At 61.9% G+C, this 14,939-nt stretch carries 12 protein-coding genes and 1 pseudogene; 5 read left to right on the top strand and 8 right to left on the bottom strand.

Features of this window, described 5'->3' with window-relative positions:
- Positions 1 to 276: 276 nt before the first annotated feature.
- The 4 genes and pseudogenes from NATTI_RS0119995 to NATTI_RS27540 all read right to left on the bottom strand — a co-directional run.
- Entirely contained in the window at positions 277 to 2,154 is a 1,878-nt protein-coding gene (locus NATTI_RS0119995; RefSeq protein ID WP_241434248.1) for a serine hydrolase domain-containing protein, read from the bottom strand.
- Positions 2,155 to 2,741: 587 nt separating this feature from the next.
- Positions 2,742 to 3,998: an RNA-guided endonuclease InsQ/TnpB family protein gene (locus NATTI_RS0120000; RefSeq protein WP_019992071.1), complete on the bottom strand. Its 1,257-nt coding sequence runs from the start codon at positions 3,996 to 3,998 to the stop codon at positions 2,742 to 2,744.
- Positions 3,999 to 4,345: 347 nt separating this feature from the next.
- Complete coding sequence (locus tag NATTI_RS27535; RefSeq protein ID WP_394296561.1) at positions 4,346 to 4,774, bottom strand: pentapeptide repeat-containing protein; 429 nt, start codon at positions 4,772 to 4,774, stop codon at positions 4,346 to 4,348.
- Between the two features lie 442 nt (positions 4,775 to 5,216).
- Positions 5,217 to 6,551: pseudogene (locus NATTI_RS27540) on the bottom strand (S8 family serine peptidase); the annotation flags it as partial.
- Positions 6,552 to 6,731: 180 nt separating this feature from the next.
- On the opposite strand from NATTI_RS27540, the gene NATTI_RS0120010 reads away from it, so the two are divergent.
- The 4 genes from NATTI_RS0120010 (at position 6,732) to NATTI_RS0120025 (ending at position 10,534) form a co-directional block, all read left to right on the top strand.
- Positions 6,732 to 7,208: an NYN domain-containing protein gene (locus NATTI_RS0120010; RefSeq protein ID WP_006088049.1), complete on the top strand. Its 477-nt coding sequence runs from the start codon at positions 6,732 to 6,734 to the stop codon at positions 7,206 to 7,208.
- A 326-nt stretch (positions 7,209 to 7,534) separates the two neighbouring features.
- On the top strand, positions 7,535 to 8,377 hold the full coding sequence (locus NATTI_RS0120015) for a TatD family hydrolase (RefSeq protein ID WP_006088048.1): 843 nt from the start codon (positions 7,535 to 7,537) through the stop codon (positions 8,375 to 8,377).
- 83 nt (positions 8,378 to 8,460) lie between these two features.
- On the top strand, positions 8,461 to 9,039 hold the full coding sequence (locus NATTI_RS0120020) for a DUF2150 family protein (RefSeq protein WP_006088047.1): 579 nt from the start codon (positions 8,461 to 8,463) through the stop codon (positions 9,037 to 9,039).
- A 523-nt stretch (positions 9,040 to 9,562) separates the two neighbouring features.
- On the top strand, positions 9,563 to 10,534 hold the full coding sequence (locus NATTI_RS0120025; RefSeq protein ID WP_006088045.1) for a phosphoadenosine phosphosulfate reductase family protein: 972 nt from the start codon (positions 9,563 to 9,565) through the stop codon (positions 10,532 to 10,534).
- A gap of 118 nt (positions 10,535 to 10,652) precedes the next feature.
- Here NATTI_RS0120025 and NATTI_RS0120030 read toward each other — a convergent pair whose 3' ends face one another.
- From NATTI_RS0120030 to NATTI_RS0120040, 3 genes are all read right to left on the bottom strand, one after another.
- The gene (locus tag NATTI_RS0120030; protein WP_006088043.1) at positions 10,653 to 10,844 is read right to left on the bottom strand and encodes a DUF7333 family protein; all 192 of its coding nucleotides are present in this window, start codon (positions 10,842 to 10,844) and stop codon (positions 10,653 to 10,655) included.
- 85 nt (positions 10,845 to 10,929) lie between these two features.
- Positions 10,930 to 11,700 (bottom strand): hypothetical protein, encoded by a 771-nt coding sequence (locus NATTI_RS0120035; RefSeq protein ID WP_006088042.1) that lies wholly within the window; start codon positions 11,698 to 11,700, stop codon positions 10,930 to 10,932.
- 114 nt (positions 11,701 to 11,814) lie between these two features.
- A complete protein-coding gene (locus NATTI_RS0120040) occupies positions 11,815 to 12,657 on the bottom strand; it encodes an aldo/keto reductase (RefSeq protein WP_006088041.1) in 843 nt (280 codons plus the stop codon).
- Positions 12,658 to 12,864: 207 nt separating this feature from the next.
- Here NATTI_RS0120040 and NATTI_RS0120045 point away from each other — a divergent pair, with 207 nt between their 5' ends.
- The gene (locus NATTI_RS0120045; protein ID WP_086009524.1) at positions 12,865 to 13,491 is read left to right on the top strand and encodes a trimeric intracellular cation channel family protein; all 627 of its coding nucleotides are present in this window, start codon (positions 12,865 to 12,867) and stop codon (positions 13,489 to 13,491) included.
- Positions 13,492 to 13,511: 20 nt separating this feature from the next.
- Here the strand turns inward: NATTI_RS0120045 and NATTI_RS0120050 are convergent, their stop codons facing one another.
- Positions 13,512 to 14,939: an amidase gene (locus tag NATTI_RS0120050; RefSeq protein WP_006088038.1), complete on the bottom strand. Its 1,428-nt coding sequence runs from the start codon at positions 14,937 to 14,939 to the stop codon at positions 13,512 to 13,514.

Below are 14,939 nucleotides of genomic sequence, written 5' to 3' on the forward strand. Positions count from 1 at the left end.
CGGTGAACCGACAGTGAGCCGCGGCTTGAAGATGCGCGAGGGATGAGCGAGCGACTCCGGAGCGAGTGAATCGGTTGGGGAGGACGTGGGACTCATCGTTGGCAGCGACAGCAACACGCTCGTCCTCACCGACACCTCATCAACAGAGATCCGTTCACTACACATGCTTATCGAACACTGAACTGTCTATCAGGGATAAGGAATATTCAGATTACCGTGCTGAATACAAGGCGCGAACGCAACACGAGATGAGATTCAAACTGCGTAGGGTGGTGTTCAAAACGCCGCTGTGAATAGATTCCAGTACCACGCTTGCCAGAGTAAGACGAGAAGTGCCATTACCAGCGTGGTCAGATATACCAGACCGTACCGGCTAGTTGATCCTGCATCGAGGTCGCGGGCGACGAAAACTCGTTGCCACTCAATGCCAACCGAGACCACCGTGACTACGGCTCCGATGGCCAAGACGTACAGCAGCACGAACGTCAGCCGTTGCCAGAGCGAGAAGCCGTACACCCAGGACGCCATATCGAACGGCGGATTCAACGCGACGCCACCGATAAACGCCACCAGAAGGGCAACACATCCCAAGATTGCGAGGCGAGGGCGGTTCAGATACCCGCGCATCGCTCCCCAACCGCGGTGTCGATAGGCGTTGATCGGCCAGATGACAATCGTTGAGAGGAGGGTCACAATAACTGCGCCGGCGAGACTGACCTGGAAACCCGCCGTCTCGTACCACGAGAGGCGTTCGAATGGTGGTGCTGGTGCGTTCATGTAGAGGTAGCCATCTTCGATCGCCACGCTCGTCTGGCCGAAGCTTGCATCATCGTCGGTTTTGGGCTCGAAAACGCCCGGTTCGACCTCGACCCATCGAGTCTTCTCACCTGCTGATGATGTGAGTTCGAGCACGCCGTCATCGGTCACGGAGGCCGTCACTGTCCCTTGAGCCAGCCCCAGGAACTTTTCGTGTGTCGTCTGGAACGTTGTCATCCGGTACTCCCCGGCGTACTCGTCCGCTCGATCAGCCGTCGCCGGGTCCGATTCGATCGAACTCTCGGCCGGTACGAATCGCTCGTCGATGAATCCGTCGAGGACATCGTCGAAGGGTGCCATCGAATTGAAGCTCACGAAGAGACCAACGTCGTGTTCGGGAAACAAGACGAACAACGTGTGAAAGTACTCGGTTCCACCGGTATGCATGACAAGTTGCTCGCCACGATATTCGCTCAACATATACCCGTATCCCAATCCTTGTACACCTGGATGATTCGTCGCCTGCTGATCGAACATCTCCACGACTGACGCAGGCTCGAGGATCTGGACATTTTCACCGTCGTGTTCGACTGCTCCGTCCTGGAGTTTAGCGAGCGCAAATGCACCCATGTCGGGTCCGGTGGCACTCACCGAACCAGCTGGCGGAATACCAACGATCGTCGGATCACGCGTTTCGAACCCGTCGTCGACCGGGACGTGCCCCTTCGAAAGCGTTCGGTCTTCTGGAGCGGGTTGGACAAACGTGGCGCTGTCCATCCCCAGTGGGTTGAAAATTTCGTCCTCAATGTGGGACTCGAGGGGTTTGCCGTACGCTTCCTGAACGACGAGGCCGGCAAGGACGGTACCGTGGTTCGAATACGAGATCGTCTCGCCAGGCTCCCAGATCTGTGGCGGCATCTCCGATTCGAGTTTTTCTTCCCATTCATCGATCTCGCTGTGTTCCTGGACGAAGATCCCTTCGAAGCGGTCATCGTATCCTCCTGAGTGCGTTGCAAGGTGTGCAAGCGTTACCTCGTCGTCGCCTTCGAACTCGTAGGCATCGAGGTACGTCCCGACTGGTTCATCGAGGTCGAGCGTGCCATCTTCTACGCCCTGCATTACCGCGGTCCAGACCAGCAATTTCGAGACCGATCCGATCATGAAGGAGGTTTCATCCGGATCGACAGACTCACCCGTCTCGTAGTCGGCATACCCATAGCCCTCAGCGTGGACGATCTCGTCTCCCTCCACGTACGCGACCGTTGCCCCTGCCACGTCGTGTTCAGTTATCGTCTCCTCAATCATCGAATCGATAACCTTCGGTTCAAGTGGTTCGTCACCATCCACTTCTTGTGCATCCGCAGCGTCCCCGGTACCCACTGCGAATGGCCCAATCATAGCCATTGCAAGAAGTACACAAATCGTTAGAACGGTCGCGTTAGAGTTGAACTGCATGTGCGTAGACCCCATTGGTTAGACTGAGTAGGCGAGTGAAATCGATATAGGGCTATTGCTGGTTCTCTTCGTATAGGAAATACAGAAAGTACCGGGTTAATATGGAGTAGTTCTGTTGGAACCCTACTCCTCAGCCGTATTGTAACTTGGGCTACACGCACAGTATGGATGCAGAAGTACCTTTTTCCGCCTCGGGATTCCTCACTTCGTTCGGAACCGCTCTCTGCTCACGGGCACGAAGTGCCCGTTCGCACGGCTCGCGGGACCTTTGGTCCCGCGCTGGGCGCAAAAATCTACGCTAAAAAGGCCGCTCGCTCCCGTTGGTCGCTCGCGGGTGCTGCGCTTGTGGCTCGACCGCAGCGGTAACTCCCTACCCTGTACTGAGCATCCGCCCCTCCGCGTTGATCGCGCTCTGACTCGTGCGACATTCACGCTCTGTATTCAGCACAGTTCTCACAATATCACTGAGATTTGGTGGAAGTTACAGCGATAAGTTTTCCCAGCGAGTCAACTACCCCACCCTACTTCGCTCACCCTGACGGGTTCGCTCGTGGAGGGTGGGGCTTGTCCATGAACTCGGCCTCGAACCCATCCAGGTGGGCGGTGAACCCGCCACTTGGCGTCGCCGTTCCAGACTTCAGGGCAAGCTGACTGTTGCCCGTCCGCCGAGACGACTGTTGGCCTCGACGGACATACCGTATTCCGATATTTTTCGCTGCGTTGTAATCTGCGTTCGCCTTCGACTCGCACTTCACACAGTGGAAGTCGTTTCGTGCTGGACGATTCTCGTCTGCTGTGAACCCACACTCGGCGCACCGTTTCGACGTGTACGCTGAACCAACTTGCTCCACCGAAACGCCCATCGCTTCGGCCTTGTACTCCACCTGTTCGTACAGCGTTCTGAACGCCCATTTGTGTCCCCACGATGCGCCTGTGCAATCGCGGATGTCTGTCAGGTCCTCGAATGCGATCACGTCGCACTCATACCGAAGTGCTTCGTTCACAATTGCATTCGACGCCCGGTGTAGCACGTCCCGGACGTACCGGAGTTCCCGGCCACTCGACTGTTCGAGCGTTCGGTGGGCGCTTCGCGTCCCGATCTGTTGGAGTCCACCACGCACTTTCTCAAACTCACGGAGGTTGTGGGTTAGCTCCCGTCCGCAAAAGAAGTAGGCGGTGCTGGTGACAGCGAGGTTTTCGATACCAAGGTCAACCCCGAGGACCGTTCCGTCCTCGGCGGTGTTCCTCTCAGCATCGTTCTTGTGTCGGCGGAAGCCGATATGCAGGAAGTAGTCACCGTCACGGGCGGTGAGCGTACTTTCCGTGACGTTCCATGTGTCTGAATCGAGATACTGCCGTTGGTAGCCATCGTCGGCGTCGGGGAGAGCGAGCTGACATCGGACTCTGCTCTCTGTTGTGGAGAGCGACACGGTATCGTCCTCAAACAACATCATGGTCCGGGTGTCGTACTTCACTGTGGGTGCAGTGAATGTTGGCTTGCTCACCTTCTTGCCTTTGGACCGACGTTCGATACAGCCGGTGATGGCTTGGGCGGCTTGGTGGGTAGCGAGAATCGCGTGCTGACTACCGAGGTCGGTTTGTTCGCGTACGTCATCGTAGGCGAGGGGTTGCACGTCGCTTTTAGCGTTGCATTTTTTCCACGCCATGTCAGTGGCGATTTGACAACCACGCTTCCACTCGGAGATAGTATCTTCGAGAAGGTCGCGTTGCTCGTCCGTGATTTCGAGACGAGTGATTGCCGTCCGACGCACGTAGTCGTCTGCCACAGTTTCAGTGTGATTGTGTGGCTACTTATGGGTAAGCGTTTATAGTCTATACGAACGCGCTCCTCCCCTCCCTACTCACTCGTTTCACTCGTTCCTTGAGGAAGGGGACTCCACGCTACCGCTTCAGTTGAATGACCGGCTCGAGTGCGTCGAGCCGGTGTCGCTCCGACCCGGTTATCGCCCCCGTTCGTCGATTCGAAGCTCGTATTCGCCGCTGCCGCTGTCGGCGTCGACCCGTACCCTGATCTCTTCGTCGCCCGAGAGCTCGAGCGAGACCTCCTCGGACGCGCCCGATCCAGTCGACGACTCGTCGTGGATCCATTTGCTTGGCGGGAGTCCGTTGGCCGTCACGTAGAGATCGAAGTCGGCATCCGATGGCCCCTCGAGCGTGAGCGTCGCCGAACACGGGTCGTCCGTCCGAAGCGAGTAGGTGTACCGGTCACTGTCACCCGTCCAGCCGGCGTCGAGTTCGCCGTCGAAGCGTTCGCTCGCGGTTTCGTTGCCGCAGCTGGGTTCCTCGTCGTCATCGTCTGGCTCATCTTCGTCGGGTTGGTCGTCGTTAGGTTCCTCCTCGTCAGGTTCGTCTTCGTCAGGTTCGTCTTCGTCAGGTTCGTCTTCGTCAGGTTCGTCTTCGTCAGGTTCGTCTTCGTCAGGTTCCTCCTCGTCAGGTTCGTCTTCGTCAGGTTCCTCCTCGTCAGGTTCGTCTTCGTCGGGTTCCTCCTCGTCGGGTTCGTCTTCGTCAGGTTCCTCCTCGTCGGGTTCGTCGGGGTCGCCACCAGTTTCGTCGATGACCTCCTCGGGGCTCAGCTCCTCCCTGTCGAGTTCGATCCACATCACGTCTGGCTGGTCGAGATCGATCGACGTCACCGGACCGGAGACGGTGAAGGCATCGCCGTATCCGCCGCCGGTAACCCCGCCGGCGCGGACCGTCTCCCCCTCCTCGTCGATGAAGTCTTCGGCAGTGTACGTGCCGCCCTCGATGCTCCTGCCGGATGGACTGTCGTACGGTGCCTCGGTGAACTCGACGGTATCTTCGGCCGTGAACTCGTAGCCCGCGTTGCTGGCGTCGGGTTCAGTGATGAACGCGAGGAGACGTTCCTCGAGTTCGTTGTCGTCATCTTCCTCGCCGTCGTCTTCCTCGCCGTCGCGCTCGTCACCGTCGTATCCCTCGGGAACGGTAGTTACGGCCTCGCCGGCGTCGACGCGACCGTAACCCTGCGCGTTCGAGGAGAGACCGACATCGACGGCCGTCGACTGCAGGTGCTCGCGCACTTCTCCTCCCGAGAGGCCCGGGTACGCCGACAGCACCAGTCCGGCGACGCCGGCGACGACCGGAGCCGCCATCGACGTGCCCGACATTCTGGTGTAGCTGTCCCAGGGAACCGCCGAAATAAGGCGGGTGCCGGGCGCAGCGAGGTCGATCTGGGACCCCCTGTTGGAGAACGACGCGAGCGAATTGCTGGCAGTGAGCGCCGAGACGGCAACTACGTCATCGTAAGCCGCCGGGTACGCGACGCCGTACGACCCCGAGTTGCCGGCGGCCGCGACGACCAACACGTCGTTGTCGACGGCGTACCGACAGGCCGAACGGAGCGTCCGATAGTCGCTCGAGGAACCCAGCGAGAGGTTGATGACATCCGCGCCGGCGTCGACCGACCACTGGACCGCGTCGGCGATATCGGAAAGCGAGCCCCGACCCTGCCGGTTGAGCGCTCGAGCGGAGAGCAACGAGCAGTTGCTGATTCCGGCATGGCCAGTGCCGTTGTTCGTTCCGCCGCCGGCGATGCCGCCGACGTGGGTGCCGTGTCGTTCGTCACCGGCGATCGGGTACGGATCGCTGCCGCCACTGACGAACTCGCGTCCGTGATTCGAGACGCTGTCGTCCATGTGGTCCTCGAGCACCGGGTGGTCGTACTGGATCCCCTGATCGACGATGGAGATGGTGACGTCATCGCTTCCGTAGGTCGTCTCCCACGCGGTTTCGCAGTTGACCTGTTGGGGCGCGTGCTGGCTGCTGTAGTAGGGATCGTTGGGCGTGCCGAGGGCCTCGAGCGTCGCGTTCTCTTCGGCGTACTCGATCTGATCGATGTTGGTGAGCGTTTCGATGAGTGACTCGCGAGCCGACTCCGGCAGTTCCTCCGGGAGAGAGACGACCGCGTAGTGGATCGTCTCGTTCGTGTGTTCGATCCCCGCGTCGCCGGGAATCTGCGGTCCGATTTCGCGATCGATGTCCGATACCGACGGCGAAACTCCGATAAGAATCTCGTCTTTTTTCGGGCCCGGGTCCCGACCATCGTCCCGGTCGTCGGCGCTGACGAGTCCGGTCGAAGCGAGCAGCCCGCCGACTGAGACCGAACCGGCTCCGGTCAGGATCGACCGCCGGTTGTATCCGCTTGTGTCGTCATCCCCTGGGGGATCGTTCTGTTGCATGGAACGAAAGTCATCAAAACTTGAACTTAGTAAAACCTTATCGAACTTCGATTCGTTTATTTCTAGAAATATGCGCAGCCTACACCCAGGATCAAAATACAATTGCAGATAAAAGAGGAACATTTGAATTACGGCCCTTAGATACTCGCGAAACGACGAACAAACACGTCGCGAGTTTCCCAGCCGTGCGTCGAATACGAGAGTGACTCGAGTCGGGTTATTGCCCGCTAACCGATGTCGCCAATCCCGCCTCAGTCGGTGCCTTTCGGTAGAACTATTTCTCGCGCGCGGAAATCGGACGGCATGATCGACCGCGTTCGCGCCCGTCTCGCTCGCCTCGCGGAACCCGACCCCGAACTCGAGACCGAGCCGACGGTGGGGCTGCTCGTCGACGGGCCGAACGTCCTGCGCGACGAGTTCGACGTCGACCTGAACGATCTTCGTGACGTCGCCCGCGATCTCGGCCACGTCGGCGTTATTCGCCTCTATCTCGACGAACACGCCACGCCGGGTCTCATTCAGGCCGCCGAGGCGCGGGGATTCGAGGTGATCATCACCAGCGGCGACGTCGACGTCAAACTCGCCGTCGACGCGACCGCGCTGTGCAGCGAGGGGACCATCGACCGGCTGGCGATCGCCTCCCGCGATACGGATTTCAAACCTGCCCTCGAGTACGCGGGGACCGTCGGCATCGAGACGATCGCCGTCGCACCGGGGTCACACGGCCGCTCGGACGCGTTGCAGAACGCGGCCGACGAGGCGATTACGCTCGGTACCTGACGGCCGGTTCGCTCGAGGCGCACGTCCGGTCTTCGATTCGCGACGAGGGGATCGACATCGATCCCACCGAGCGAGACTGAATCTTCAGGTATTCGAACGCCTGCACAGCCGCGATGAGTATCAGAGGACAGGTGTCAAACTCGCGCTCTATCGGAAGATCATCACCACTCACGACGGTGAGATCTGGGTCGACTCCGAGCCCGGGAGGGCTCGACGTTTTCGTGGTACTCCCGCCGGCACGCTTCGAGACGTGGTCACGAGTCTCAATTGCCTCGGTTCGGTCCGAAGTCGGAGATTTTTCCCGCGCGGGCCGCCCACCGTCGGCTATGATCGACGACGAGACGCCGGTGCTGGATAACCACCTCCACCTCGATCCGGACAACCACCGCGGCATCGACGCCGTCCGGGACTTCGCCCACATGGGTGGCACGCACTTGCTCGTGGTGAACAAGCCCTCCTGGCACCTCGGTGTCGAGGCCGAGGCCGGTGAGGATTTCCGGGCCGTCTTCGAGCGAACGATCGATATCGTCGCCGAGGCCGACAAGGAACTCGAGGGGCGAGCCTGGCCCGTACTGGGCATCCATCCCGGCCTGATCTCGCGGCTGGTCGATGACCGCGGGTTCAGCCCCGAGGACGCGCGCGACCTGATGCAAGCCGGAATCGACGTCGCGGCCGAGTACGTCGAGGCCGGCGACGCGCTGGCGCTGAAGTCCGGCCGTCCACACTACGACGTCGAGGATGCCGTCTGGAACGCCTCGAACGATGTCATGTGCCGCGCGTTCGAGCGCGCCGCCGACCTCGAGTGTGCCGTCCAACTCCACACCGAAGCCAGCGAGGAGATGACCGAGGTGGCGGAGTGGGCCGAGGAGGCGGGACTCCCGCGACACAACGTCGTCAAACACTACGCAGGCGGCCGACTCGAGGGACCGATTCCGAGCGTGATGTGTGAAAAAGACGCCCTCGAGACGGCCGCCGAACGGGGCGAGCCGTTCCTGATGGAGACCGACTATATCGACGACCCGGACCGGCCCGGAGCCGTCCTGGGACCGAAGACGGTCCCGCGACGCGTGCGGTGGTTGCTCGAGAACGGTCACGCGGATGCGGTTCGAAACGCACACGTCGAGACGCCGGATCTCGTCTACGGAATCGACACGGAAGGGACCCTCTAACGGCCATAGCCCGCCCGTACGGCTTCGTTCGGTTCCGCATACAGTAGAGAAAGGCATTTCAAGCGGCCGGTGTAGGTGTCTGTATGAGCAATCCCCCGACCGAGTTCTACTCGGAGGAACGCTGGCAGAACTGGATCGGCCGAATCAAAGACGAAGAGATCGATCCGGAAGACGAAGACTCGGCGCGACTCCTGTTGAACCTGCAGGACGACACGGCGATCGCGATCGCAAAGATCGTCGCCGCCTACGACGACGGGGATCTCGAACAGGAGGAAGCGCTCGAGGAGATCAACGAGGTCCGCGAGATCGTCCTCAGCGAGGTCGATATCGAAGACGAGGAGAAACTGATCCTCGTCGACGGCGTCCAGACGAGTCTCGTCTGCGTCTTCTTCGCCGCCGAGGAGTACATCGCCGGCGGCCCACCGGAAGAGGGCAGCGTGGGCGACTATCTCGGCGCCGCGGCCGACGCCGAGGCCGACGAGGAACTCGACGCCGCGCTCGGCTACGCTGCACAGGCCGGGACTCTCATTATCGACGGCGAAGCGCTGGATATGGGCGTCGCGGAGGACCTCGAGTACGGACTCGTCACCGAGTGGATCAACGGACTCGACAGCCTCCAGAGCGCGATGAGCGACCCGGAAGTCGTCGAAGAAGACGAGTAGGCGACGCTACATCGGGAGTCGACGCGTCGACCGTCCCGCCGATCGATCGGGCGATCGTCCCGGTCGACGACCGAGGCATTCCGACCCGGGGATTCGGTCCGATCACCGTTCGCCGAACGTGATTCTTCGAGCCGTTCGTTACTTACAACGACTGACACGCCGTATTTCTGGATCGAGCGGCTGGAGTTACTCGAGCCGCTCTCGAAACGTTCCAGATTGTGGTACTGTCAATACTGGCCTCGTTTTATCCTCGGCGGTGTTTCCCTTCCCCGCCGCTGGACTGGCCGTATTGTGACCGAATCACACGAGAGGAGTGGCAGATTTCAGCCCCTCGAGCGAAACCATGTGGGCCGCCAAAATGGCAGTATAGAGCCTTACAAACACGAGTCCGAGACTCACCGCGGCATCAGCTCACTCGAGACGCACACGTAACCCCGGCCGTCTCTCCACCGTCGCAGGTCCCGTCAGACGTTTCCGGTCCCCCAAAGGGTTTAAATGTGGTAATTATATCTCATTACACGATATGACGGCAAACTTCCCCAAATACGTCGACATCGACTATGAGGATGGTGAGGGTGAAGATCCCGAGGATTATCCACACGTTCAGGATCGAATCGAGAAGGCAATCGAGGTCACCCGAAAGGGCCTCGAGGAGTACGAGAACCCGGCCGTGATGTGGACCGGCGGCAAGGACTCGACGCTCACGCTGTACTTCATCAAAGAGGTCGCCGAGCGCTTCGACCTCGAGGTACCGCCCGCGGTCTTCATCGACCACTACCAGCACTTCGACGAGATCCACGACTTCGTCGACCACTGGGCCGACGAGTGGGATCTCGAGGTCTACTACGCACGCAACGAAGACATCGGCGACATCGTCGAGGAACAGGGGCTGACCCCCGGCGACGAGATCGCAATCGAGGATCTCTCCGAACACAACCAACACCACGTTCGGGAGATCCTCGAGTACGAGGAAGACGAGTTCCCGTTCCTGCTTGACACCTACGTCGGGAATCACTTGCTGAAGACGGTCGCGCTCAACGACGCGCTCGAGGAGTACGACATCGACGGCGTCATCTCCGGCGTTCGCTGGGACGAACAAGAGGCCCGCGCCGACGAGACGTTCTTCTCGCCGCGTCACGACCCCGACATCTACCCGCCCCACGACCGCATCCAGCCAATTCTGCAGTTCGACGAAGCCGCGGTGTGGGAAGCGTTCTGGAACTTCGTGGTTCCGGACACGGTCGAGAACTTCCCGGACGACGGCTACGTCCCACAGAGCGACGACGACCTCCCCGAAGGCGTCGAGCAAGAAGACATCCCGATTTCACCGAAGTACTTCGCCGGCTTCCGTTCGCTCGGCAGCGAGATCTCGACGGAAAAGAGCGAAGAGGAGCCTGCCTGGCTGCAGGACCTCGACGGAACGACCGAACGCGCTGGCCGCGCCCAGGACAAAGAGGACCTGATGGAGCGCCTGCGCGATCTCGGCTACATGTGATCGCGGTCGACAGTCGCTAACCGACGCCGACTCGATTTTCTTTCCCCGTTCGCTCTCCGTTTCGGACGATTCAGGACTCGAGCAGTCGCGTGCTGCTCGAAACGAAAACCGACAACTCTCAGTTCGTCGCGCGGTACTCGCCGAATTTGACCCCGAGTGCCAGCATAATCGCGCCGAAGACGACCATCGACGGCGCGACCATCATCAGGATCGTTTCGGTCACCATCATGTCCGAGGCGATCATCCCGCCGACGCCGATGGCGATCACGGCGACGAACGCGACTGCTGTCGTTACTTCGTTGAACTCCATATGCGACCGTTAGGAGTCGATCACCTAATCATATCGGAAATCGGTAAGCAGTTTTTGTCCGTGGAAAACGGGCGTTGGCGCGCCGCTACTGCGAGGGCCGCACAAGATTCGCCAGCGCAACGAGGGTTCCGAGGAACCAACCCAGCGGAATCGAGATTCCGAGCCACATCGCCGCGTAGGCAGCTCCCTCGAGTTGGTAATTCCCGCGCAGGTACTCGTTCAACCCGCCGACGAAGAGGACGTTGTCGAGCGCCCACGCCGCAAACTCGTAGCTGGGGTCGAGGATGTACGGGTGCAGCGACGGCGTCACGAGGGCGGCGACGACCGGCGGCAGGAACAGCGCCGTCATCGCGAACGGATACGCGAGGACGACCGTCACGATACGCCCGCCGACTTTCGAAAACGTCGCGGCGAGCGCGGTCGAGAGCGTCGCGACGCCGCTCGCGGCCGCGACGGCGAGCACCGCGTCGAGCGGGATGTCGGCCTGGTCCATGTACGACATCGCCCCCCAGACGAGCGTCAACAATCCCCAGCCGAGCAGCGCAATGCCAGTGACGCCGACGATGCCGAGTCGGGTCCGCGTCGAGTCGAGTTTCGCCGCGTAGAAGCGGGTTGCGAGGCCGATAACGGTGAGTGGGTAAAGGAGCAGTAAGCCGAACAGTCCGAGAATGCTCCAGCCATGGTAGCCGACCTTCTGGGGGAGCGTTTCGGGTTTCCACTTCCCCATGACGGAGTGGCCGCGGCCACGTTGGCGCGGAAAGACGAGTTCCATCCAGGCGCCGTGTAACCGCTGTACGTCGGTCCGGATCGCACCGACGACCCCACCACCGCCACTGTTTCGTGAGCGGGTGGACATACGCGTGCCAAAAAGCCGGGCTACCGTAAACTTTCCTGCTTATTCCCGATCGAAGATAGGTCACTAATGGTACGTCGACCGGACCCACAGCCCGCAGTTACCCGCCAGCGGCCGTCAGTTCCACGGCGCGAAGTCGGGATCGACCTCGCGGTTCGTCTCGTCAATACTGTCGATTCGTTCGACATCTTCGCGATCCAACTCGAGCGTCAGCGACGCCCAGTTGTCGCGAATGTGTTCCTCGCCCGTGGCCTTCGGAATCGCCGTCACGCCCTTCTCGCGCAGCCAGGCCAGACTGACCTGCGCCTCGCTGACGTCGTGTTTCTCGGCGACCGCCTGAATCTCGGGCTGATCGAACACCGCACCCCGAGCGATGGGGGAGTAGGCGACGACCTCGACGCCGGCGTTCTCGCAGGCTTCCCGAAGCTCCGGTTGCGGGAGCATCGGGTGCAGTTCGACCTGGTTCGCCAGAATCGGCGCGTCGCAGCTGTCGACGGCGTCGGCGACCTGTTCGGGCAGGAAGTTACTGATGCCGACGTTCTCGACGAGTCCCTCGTCGTACAGCTCCGAGAACGCCGAGAGCGTCTCCTCGCCTTCGTACGCTCGGGCCGGCCAGTGAACGTACAGCAGGTCGACGTGGTCGACGCCGAGTCGATCGATGCTCTCACGGGCCGTCTCGAGGACGTCGTCGGGTGCGAGGTTCGAGGCCCAAATTTTAGTCGCGAGGAAGACGTCCTCGCGGTCGACATCGGCTCGTGCGATCCCGTCGCCGACGGCTTCCTCGTTGTCGTAGATCTGCGCGGTGTCGATGTGGCGATAGCCCGTCTCGAGGGCCGTCCGGACGCTCTCGGCGCACTGTTCCGGATCGTCGTTCTGCCAGGTGCCGAGTCCGAGCATCGGCATCCCGTTCGCGGTTGGACACGTTCCCGGCGCGACGGTTTCGGCGTCTTCTGTTCCCATGTGCGAGACGAGGGTCAGGACGCGAAAATGGGTTTGGATTGCGGTGAGCGGTTCGGGTTCCGCCTCGGAAGCGTCCCTCGACCCACTCGAGTGCGGTGAACCGCCGAAACGGATGGGGCTTCGTAGCGCTCAAGGCGGTCCCCCAACTGAGTGGAACCAGTGGTACAGGTACTCGAAACCGTCCTGTTCGCCGATCCGTTCGTCGCGATGAACGCGGTCGGGCTCGTCGCGTTCGCGCTCGTCGGTGCGAGCAAGGCGATCCGCGAGTCGTTCGATCTGTTCGGCATCGCCGTCGTCGGGCTCGCCACGGCGTTCGCCGGCGGCGTCACCCGCGACCTCCTGGTCAACCGCGTCCCGCTTGCGCTCAGCGACCCGAACGAAATCGCGCTCGGCTTGCTCGGTGTCGGGCTGGCGATCGGCCTGTCGATCGCGCTCGAGTCGCCGGACGATCACCCCATCACGCTCGTTTCGGACGCCGTCGGCCTCGCCGCATTCGCGACCGCTGGTGCCATTGTAGCGACCGAAGCCGGCGTCTCGAGTTTCGGCGTCGTCGCCATCGCGACGATCAACGCGGTCGGCGGCGGGGCGATCGCGGACATCCTGCTGGATCGGACGCCGTTCATCCTCTTCGAAGATTTCTACGCGAGCTGTGCCGTGCTGGGCGGCGTCACCTACTGGATCGGTTTGACTATCGGCGTCACCGGAAGCGGTGCCGCAGCCGCGTGCGCAGCCGTCACGGTCGGGACGCGGCTCGCGGCGGTCACCTACGGCTGGACGCTCCCGACGGCACAGACGCTCCGGCCGGTAAGCGAGAAGTTCGGCAGAGATCGGTGAGTGGGCAAACGCCAGGCTACTCACCAGTCGTACAGAAATTTCCAGGGTCGCTCGCGCTCGAGTGCACCGCTCGCCGCGAGGACCCGATCGTCTTCGAACCGGGAGCCGACCAGTTGCAGACCGACGGGGTGGCCCTCCCCCGTCAGCCCTGCCGGCGCGGCACCGACTGGGTGACCCGTCCAGTTGAACGGCCAGGTCAGCGGCCAGTCCCACGCGCTGGACTCGAGGTCCTCCTCCAGGCCGACGTCGGCCCGCGAGAGCGTCGGCGTCACGAGGAGGTCGTAGTCGGCCAGCACGTCCTGGACGGCGTCGAAAAAGCCAGTCCGGACGACCCCCGAGCGGGCGAGTTCCTCCGGACCGAATCCTTCGCCGATGTGGATCATCGCGAGCAGGCTATCGGTGACCTCGTCGGGGTGGTCCCGGAAGTCGATCCCGTGTGCCTCCTCGACGGTGGTCGCGGTCTCGAGGATCGAGATCATATACGTCGCCATCGTCGCCTCCTGCAGCTCGGCCATCGAGTAGCCGTGGTCGATCGAGACCTCGTCGACGGTCGCGCCCGCCGACTCGAGCGCGACGACGGCCTCCTCAACGACCTCGTTCACTGCCTCGTCGACCGGAAACGCGTCCAGATCCGGGCTGTAGGCGATCCGATAGTCGTCGATCTGAGTCTCGACCGCAGATCGGTAGTCGATCTCGACGGGAACGCTCGAGGGGTCCGCCGAGTGCGGGCCAGCCATCGCCTCGAGCATCACTGCAGCGTCCGCGACGGTACGGGCCATCGGTCCCTTGGTGACGTGTTGGGTCGTCCGGCCGAAGGCGCTCGGTCGGCCGTCGTCGGGAACCAGCCCGAACGTCGGCTTGATGGCGTAGATGCCACACGCTGCGGCCGGAATCCGAAGCGAGCCGCCCGCATCGCTGCCCGTCGCGAGCGGGACCATCCCTGCCCCGAGTGCCGCGGCCGAGCCGCCCGAGGAGCCGCCGGCGTTGAGGTCGGTGTCGATCGGCGACGCCGTTGCCCCCACGAGTTCGTTGGTCGTCGTTCCCTTGTGCCCGAACTCGGGCGTGTTCGTCTTCCCGATCACGATCGCGCCCGCGTCCTCGAGTCGCTCGACGATCGCAGACGTCTCCTGGGCGACGTTGTCCGCGAAGAGCGCCGAGCCGTAGGTGTGGCGAACGCCCGCCTTGAGCGCGCCGAGATCCTTCAGCGCCAGCGGAACGCCGTGGAGCGGGCCGACGTCTTCATCGGATTCAACTGCGCGGTCGGCCTCGGCGGCCGCCTCGAGCGCCTCGTCCTCGCAAACCGTGACGAATGCGTTGATCTCGTCGTCAAACTGTTCGATTCGCTCGAGATGGGCTTCGACGGCCTCCTTCGCGGTCACGTCGCCGTTGCGAATTCGGGTCGCAAGTTCAGTCGCGGAGAGCTGCGTGAGTTCCGACTCGAGTGACAT

Source organism: Natronorubrum tibetense GA33 (genome assembly GCF_000383975.1).
In the GTDB taxonomy this organism is placed as follows: Archaea; Halobacteriota; Halobacteria; order Halobacteriales; family Natrialbaceae; genus Natronorubrum; species Natronorubrum tibetense.

Excerpts from the sequence above, each read along its gene's own strand:
- NATTI_RS0119995 (WP_241434248.1), bottom strand. The coding sequence starts at position 2,154 with ATGATTGGGCCATTCGCAGTGGGTACCGGGGACGCTGCGGATGCACAA.
- NATTI_RS0120010 (WP_006088049.1), top strand. The coding sequence starts at position 6,732 with ATGATCGACCGCGTTCGCGCCCGTCTCGCTCGCCTCGCGGAACCCGAC.
- NATTI_RS0120015 (WP_006088048.1), top strand. The coding sequence starts at position 7,535 with ATGATCGACGACGAGACGCCGGTGCTGGATAACCACCTCCACCTCGAT.
- NATTI_RS0120020 (WP_006088047.1), top strand. The coding sequence starts at position 8,461 with ATGAGCAATCCCCCGACCGAGTTCTACTCGGAGGAACGCTGGCAGAAC.
- NATTI_RS0120025 (WP_006088045.1), top strand. The coding sequence starts at position 9,563 with ATGACGGCAAACTTCCCCAAATACGTCGACATCGACTATGAGGATGGT.
- NATTI_RS0120030 (WP_006088043.1), bottom strand. The coding sequence starts at position 10,844 with ATGGAGTTCAACGAAGTAACGACAGCAGTCGCGTTCGTCGCCGTGATC.
- NATTI_RS0120035 (WP_006088042.1), bottom strand. The coding sequence starts at position 11,700 with ATGTCCACCCGCTCACGAAACAGTGGCGGTGGTGGGGTCGTCGGTGCG.
- NATTI_RS0120040 (WP_006088041.1), bottom strand. The coding sequence starts at position 12,657 with ATGGGAACAGAAGACGCCGAAACCGTCGCGCCGGGAACGTGTCCAACC.
- NATTI_RS0120045 (WP_086009524.1), top strand. The coding sequence starts at position 12,865 with ATGAACGCGGTCGGGCTCGTCGCGTTCGCGCTCGTCGGTGCGAGCAAG.
- NATTI_RS0120050 (WP_006088038.1), bottom strand. The coding sequence starts at position 14,939 with ATGTCACTCGAGTCGGAACTCACGCAGCTCTCCGCGACTGAACTTGCG.